The organism is Halomonas sp. 707D4, from assembly GCF_024158685.1.
Lineage (GTDB): Bacteria > Pseudomonadota > Gammaproteobacteria > Pseudomonadales > Halomonadaceae > Vreelandella.
This window is the reverse complement of sequence record NZ_JAMZBD010000256.1, coordinates 1-4,599: the sequence shown is the minus strand read 5'-3', so window position 1 is coordinate 4,599 and position 4,599 is coordinate 1. Positions and strand designations below refer to the sequence as shown.

The following is a 4,599-nucleotide window of genomic DNA, read 5'->3' as shown; positions in this document are numbered from 1 at the left end:
AAGTTGTTGCCCGCCTCGATCACCGCGCGGTAGCCGGCGATGTTGGCCATCGACGAGAGCGCGTCCATCTTCTGCGCCCGCGAGATGCGCGGCACCATGTCCATGGCGATGACGCTGGCGCCCTTGGCCCGGCACTTCTCGAGCATCGCCTCGTTCTGGGCGGGCCAGAAGAACGAGATCAGCGTCTGGCCCTCGCGTAGGCGCTCGGCCTCCTCGTCAGAAGGCTCGCGCACCTTGATGACCACCTCGGCGGCGTCGAACAGCGCCGCGACCCCCTCGACGACCGTCACGCCAGCGGTGCGGTAGGCCTCGTCGTCGAAACCCGCCGCCACGCCGGCCCCGGCCTCGATCAGACACTCGTGGCCAAGCTTCTGGAGCTGGCCGGCGCTCTCCGGGGTGAGCGCGACCCGCGCCTCGCCCCGAAAGCGCTCTTTCAATGCGCCTATTTTCACTCGATGTCTCCCTTGGGTAAGAAAGCCAAGCAACGCCACCCGCTCTTTTCGGCTCGGCTTGAGAAGGCGACGCACGCCGCCGCCCGCATGAATCCAAATATCGCCAATATGTAGTAATATTACATTTATAGACACCCAACTTTTGGCTAATGCCGGCGATTATTTTGTAATGATAACCAAAAATATCTGCCATAAATCGAGCGTCGTGCCCGTTGTCGATTTATGCGATCGACGTCGCACTGCCTAGACGACCGCGTAACGCCAACTGCAAGAGTAACCGCTGCCAACAAGCAGACAACCTCCCTTAACGACGTCTCCCGCAATACCCGCGACATCCTTCCCTTGATCGTTCCATCCGGGGCGTTTTCACGGCTCTTGACGGGCCTGACCGGTACGGCACGCTTCAACACGAACCACATCGGCATAATTGCGCCGCTTAATCGGGCGTATTTGGCCGCTATCCGCACTTTTCATCTGGTACTTTATGACCACGATCGCCAATTAAAGGCCATACTTGTTCAGGATCGCCACCCATTAAAAGAGACGGCGCGCCGCGCGCCTTCAGAGGCACCGCCTTGGATTCCCTACGCCATCGCATCATGAACGGCTTCACTCTGCTAGAGCTTCTGGTGACCCTGGCCCTGCTGGGGCTGCTCGCGGCGGTGGCCTTTCCGAACTTCGCCCGCGTGATCGAGGCGAACCGCCTGGTGAGCGCGACCAACGAGTTCCAGACCGCGTTGATGTACGCACGCAGCGAGGCGGTGCGGCGCAACCGCAGCACGGTACTGATCCCGCTGGAATCGAGGCAGTGGTCGCCGGGCTTTCGTGTCATGCAGGGCACGCAGACGCTGCGCCAATGGCCGCGCTCGAACGCCACGGTGCAGATATCGACAGGGCTCGATGAGATTCGCTTCAATAGCCTCGGGCGTTTCGCGCCGTCCAGCGGCACGCCGTCGGTTCGGCACATTGCGCTCGGGATAGGAGATCAGGCGCGCTGCATCCGCCTGGAGCCGAGCGGACTCTCGCGTGTTCTGACTCCGCCGCAGGCCTGCCCTGCTCCCTGACCACCCCCATGGAGGCCGCGATGAAAAAGCAGCAGGGTCTTTCGTTGATCGAGTCGCTGGTGGCCATGCTGATCATGTCGGTCGGCCTGCTCGGCGTGGTGGCGCTGCAGACCCAGGCGCTCACCCAGCAGCGCAGCGCCTACCTCGAGACCCAGGCCACCAACATGGCCCAGGACATGATGGACCGCATTCGCGCCAACCGTGGCCAGGCCAATGCCTACTCGCTCGCCTTCGGCCAGAGCGTGAGCGGCACCGAGCTTGCCGCTCGCGACAAGCGCGAGTGGGCGGTGGACGTGGCCGCGGTGCTGCCCCAGGGCCAGGGCGCGATCAGCGTCGCCCAGTCGAACGTCAGCGTGACGGTACGCTTTACCGACATCGTGTCGCCGTCGCGGGAATGGCGCGTCGTGCAACTGGCCTCGGAGCTTTGAGATGACGGCTTCCTCGCCCTACTCGCCCTCCTCCGCCCAGACGGGCTTCACGCTGATCGAGCTGCTGGTCGCCATGGTGATCGGCGTGCTGGTGATCCTGGGTGCCACCCAGCTCTTCATCGCCTCGCAGCAGAGCTACCGCATCACCACCGCGCTTGCCAACATGCAGGACACCGGGCGCTTCGCGCTGGAAACGCTGTCCCGCGAGCTGCGTCAGGTGGATTACAAGGGCGGCTGTGCCCAGAGCCTGCTCAGCGTCCATGTGCGCAGCGCAAACGACGCCGCTCTCGCCGCGCCGGCGCTTCAGGTCGCCACCGGCGCGCAGGCACAGGGGATGGCCGCCGTGCTCGAAAGCCCCTTGCCCGATACCCAGAGCATCGCCTTTCGCGCCGCCACGACCCTGCCACCAGTCACGACGACGATCGAGACGCTCGCCAGCAACCAGCAGCTCAATCTGACGGGAAACGTCCCTTACACCGGGCGACTGGTGCTGCTTCAAGGACTTCAGAACTGCGATCTGTTCTACAACGTCTCCACCCAGCCCAACCGCCTGATCAAGGCGGCAAGCGGCGTGCCGGGCAACCTGTCGCCCCAGACCAGCGCCTGGTCGAAAAATGGCGCGGTGCCCTACCTGCAGGGCCAGCCGGTGACGCTGAGCGCCATCGACAGCGGCCTTTACTATCTGGGCCGTGACGCCGAGAGCGCCGGCGCACCATCGCTGATGCGTCTGGACATCGGTACGCCGACGCCGCGCAACGAAGTACTGGCCAACAACGTCGTGGCCCTGCGCACCCGCGTGCTGGTCGGCGAGCAGTATCTGGCTCCAGAGGCGCTGACGGCGGCCCAGTGGGCGCAGACGCGCGCCATGCGGGTGAGCCTGATCGTGCAAAGCGAGCGCACCGACCTGCGCGAAGCACCCACCACCATCGCCACCGGCAACTTTCGCGACGCCCCCTTCAGCGCCGATGACGGCCGCCTCTATCAGGCGTTCACCACCACCATCACCTTGAGGAACCGGCCATGAACCGCGCACTTCAAGGCTCGGCGCCTCAGCGCGGCATGGCGCTGGTGCTCAGCCTGATCTTTCTCGCCATCGTCACGCTGGTCAGCCTGTCGTCGATGCAGGGGTCGGTGATCCAGGGGCGCATGGCTGCCAACCAACAGGAGTACAGCGTGGCGCTTCAAGCGGCCGAGGCCGCCTTGAGGGCAGGCGAGCAGGCCTTGCAAGCCGGTACCGAAACGGGGATCGTCAAGTGCGGCTCCTCCTCCGAGCCCGCCTGGAAGCCACACGCCAGCACGGTCAACGGTCAGTCGCTCAGCTCTCGCTACCGTATTTGTGATCTGGTCATCGTCGGCTCGCGCGCCACCAGTGACGGTCAGGAAGTCCGCGAAGTGCTCTACCGGATCGAAGCGCAAGGCGCCGGCCGCTCGGAGGCCACCAGCGTCGCCCTGGAAAGCCTCTTTGCCCATGAACAGCGAGAAGGATCATGAACAAGAAACCTTGTGCGCGTCTTGCCTGCATGCTTCTCTGCTCTCTGGGCCTGGGGTTCTGGACACTGCCTGTCTGGAGCATGGGTACCACGCCGCCTCCGTCAGAACCGACACCGACACCCACGCCAACCCCCACACCGACGCCGACGCCCACCCCTACGCCTACCCCGACGCCGGACACCCCGGTCGGCGGCGGCGAGGGCAGCTACGACGAGAACTACGCCATTCCCAGCGACGAGACCGGGGTCTCCAGCGCCCCGCTGAACGTCGTCAGCCGCGTGCCACCCAACGTGCTGCTGATTCTGGACAACTCGGAAAGCGGCCAGGAGGGGCTCGACGGACGCGTGGCGATCGGCACCAACCCGGGCGATCGGGGAACACTCGCCGCCTGCCAGCTCGATACGTTCAACGCCGCCAATTGCCCGGCCGGGGCGCGCTCGCCGCTGAGCAAGTCGAGCACCATGAAGCGCGTCGGGCGCGAGCTGATCGACCGCTATCGGGGCAACATCAACCTGGGGCTGATGGCTTATCAGCAGAACCCCGCCTCGCGTACCCGCGACGACGCGTTCAACAATCGGACGGTCGTGTGGCGCCTGACCGAGCGAGCGCTGGCGACACGCTACTCCACGGAGTCCAATCCCAGCTGGTACAACCCGGGCTTTACCGGCGCCTGGGACGCCCCGACCAAGCGCTATCGCGCCCGCTTGCCGAGCAGCAACTACTACGCCTTCTTCAACGCCGGGGTACCGGGATATACCTTCGACGAGTCCTATACCACCGGCGTGCCCACCCGAGACGTCACCGAGTACTGGTACAACGTTCAGAACCCCACGGCGACCTCGGATCAACGGGTCCAGCGCTTTCGCGGCTTCACCGCTCTCAATCTCAACAACTGGCCTGCCGCCGAGCCTAACCGAGTCTGGTACGACAACCCGGTGGTATCGGGCAACTCGGGATTGCCTCTCTTTCGACCGGTCGTGAGCGAATACACGCTCCCACTGGTCGACAGCCTTCGCCAGCGCGGCATCCCCAACTGGGGCCCGCATATCGCTTCGCTTGCGCTGAACCAGCTCGAGTGGCGTACCGCCTCCTCGCCCGGCCTTGGCTATCTGCACGTGCCCATCGGCGGGCTCAACGCCGACGGCTCGATCAACGATGCCCACT

4 protein-coding genes and 2 pseudogenes are annotated in these 4,599 nt (G+C 64.8%); 5 read left to right on the top strand and 1 reads right to left on the bottom strand.

The features are described 5' to 3' along the window. Positions 1-452, bottom strand: a pseudogene (locus BIS11_RS11440) (NAD(P)(+) transhydrogenase (Re/Si-specific) subunit alpha); the annotation flags it as partial. Between the two features lie 575 nt (positions 453-1,027). On the opposite strand from BIS11_RS11440, the gene BIS11_RS11435 reads away from it, so the two are divergent. From BIS11_RS11435 to BIS11_RS11415, 5 genes and pseudogenes are all read left to right on the top strand, one after another. Then, complete coding sequence (locus BIS11_RS11435; protein ID WP_253424806.1) at positions 1,028-1,516, top strand: GspH/FimT family protein; 489 nt, start codon at positions 1,028-1,030, stop codon at positions 1,514-1,516. 20 nt (positions 1,517-1,536) lie between these two features. Then, positions 1,537-1,944, top strand: a complete 408-nt coding sequence (gene pilV, locus BIS11_RS11430) for a type IV pilus modification protein PilV (RefSeq protein WP_253424803.1) — start codon at positions 1,537-1,539, stop codon at positions 1,942-1,944. 1 nt (position 1,945) lies between these two features. Next, positions 1,946-2,968: a PilW family protein gene (locus BIS11_RS11425; protein ID WP_253424800.1), complete on the top strand. Its 1,023-nt coding sequence runs from the start codon at positions 1,946-1,948 to the stop codon at positions 2,966-2,968. After that, a complete protein-coding gene (locus BIS11_RS11420; RefSeq protein ID WP_253424796.1) occupies positions 2,965-3,435 on the top strand; it encodes a PilX N-terminal domain-containing pilus assembly protein in 471 nt (156 codons plus the stop codon). Before BIS11_RS11425 ends, BIS11_RS11420 begins: the two co-directional genes overlap by 4 nt. Then, positions 3,432-4,599 (top strand): annotated as a pseudogene (locus tag BIS11_RS11415) (hypothetical protein); the annotation flags it as partial. The gene BIS11_RS11420 and the pseudogene BIS11_RS11415, both read left to right, overlap by 4 nt.

What these genes read in the sequence shown, in the direction of transcription:
- pilV (WP_253424803.1), top strand. Translation starts at nt 1,537, where the DNA reads ATGAAAAAGCAGCAGGGTCTTTCGTTGATCGAGTCGCTGGTGGCCATG.
- BIS11_RS11420 (WP_253424796.1), top strand. Translation starts at nt 2,965, where the DNA reads ATGAACCGCGCACTTCAAGGCTCGGCGCCTCAGCGCGGCATGGCGCTG.
- BIS11_RS11425 (WP_253424800.1), top strand. Translation starts at nt 1,946, where the DNA reads ATGACGGCTTCCTCGCCCTACTCGCCCTCCTCCGCCCAGACGGGCTTC.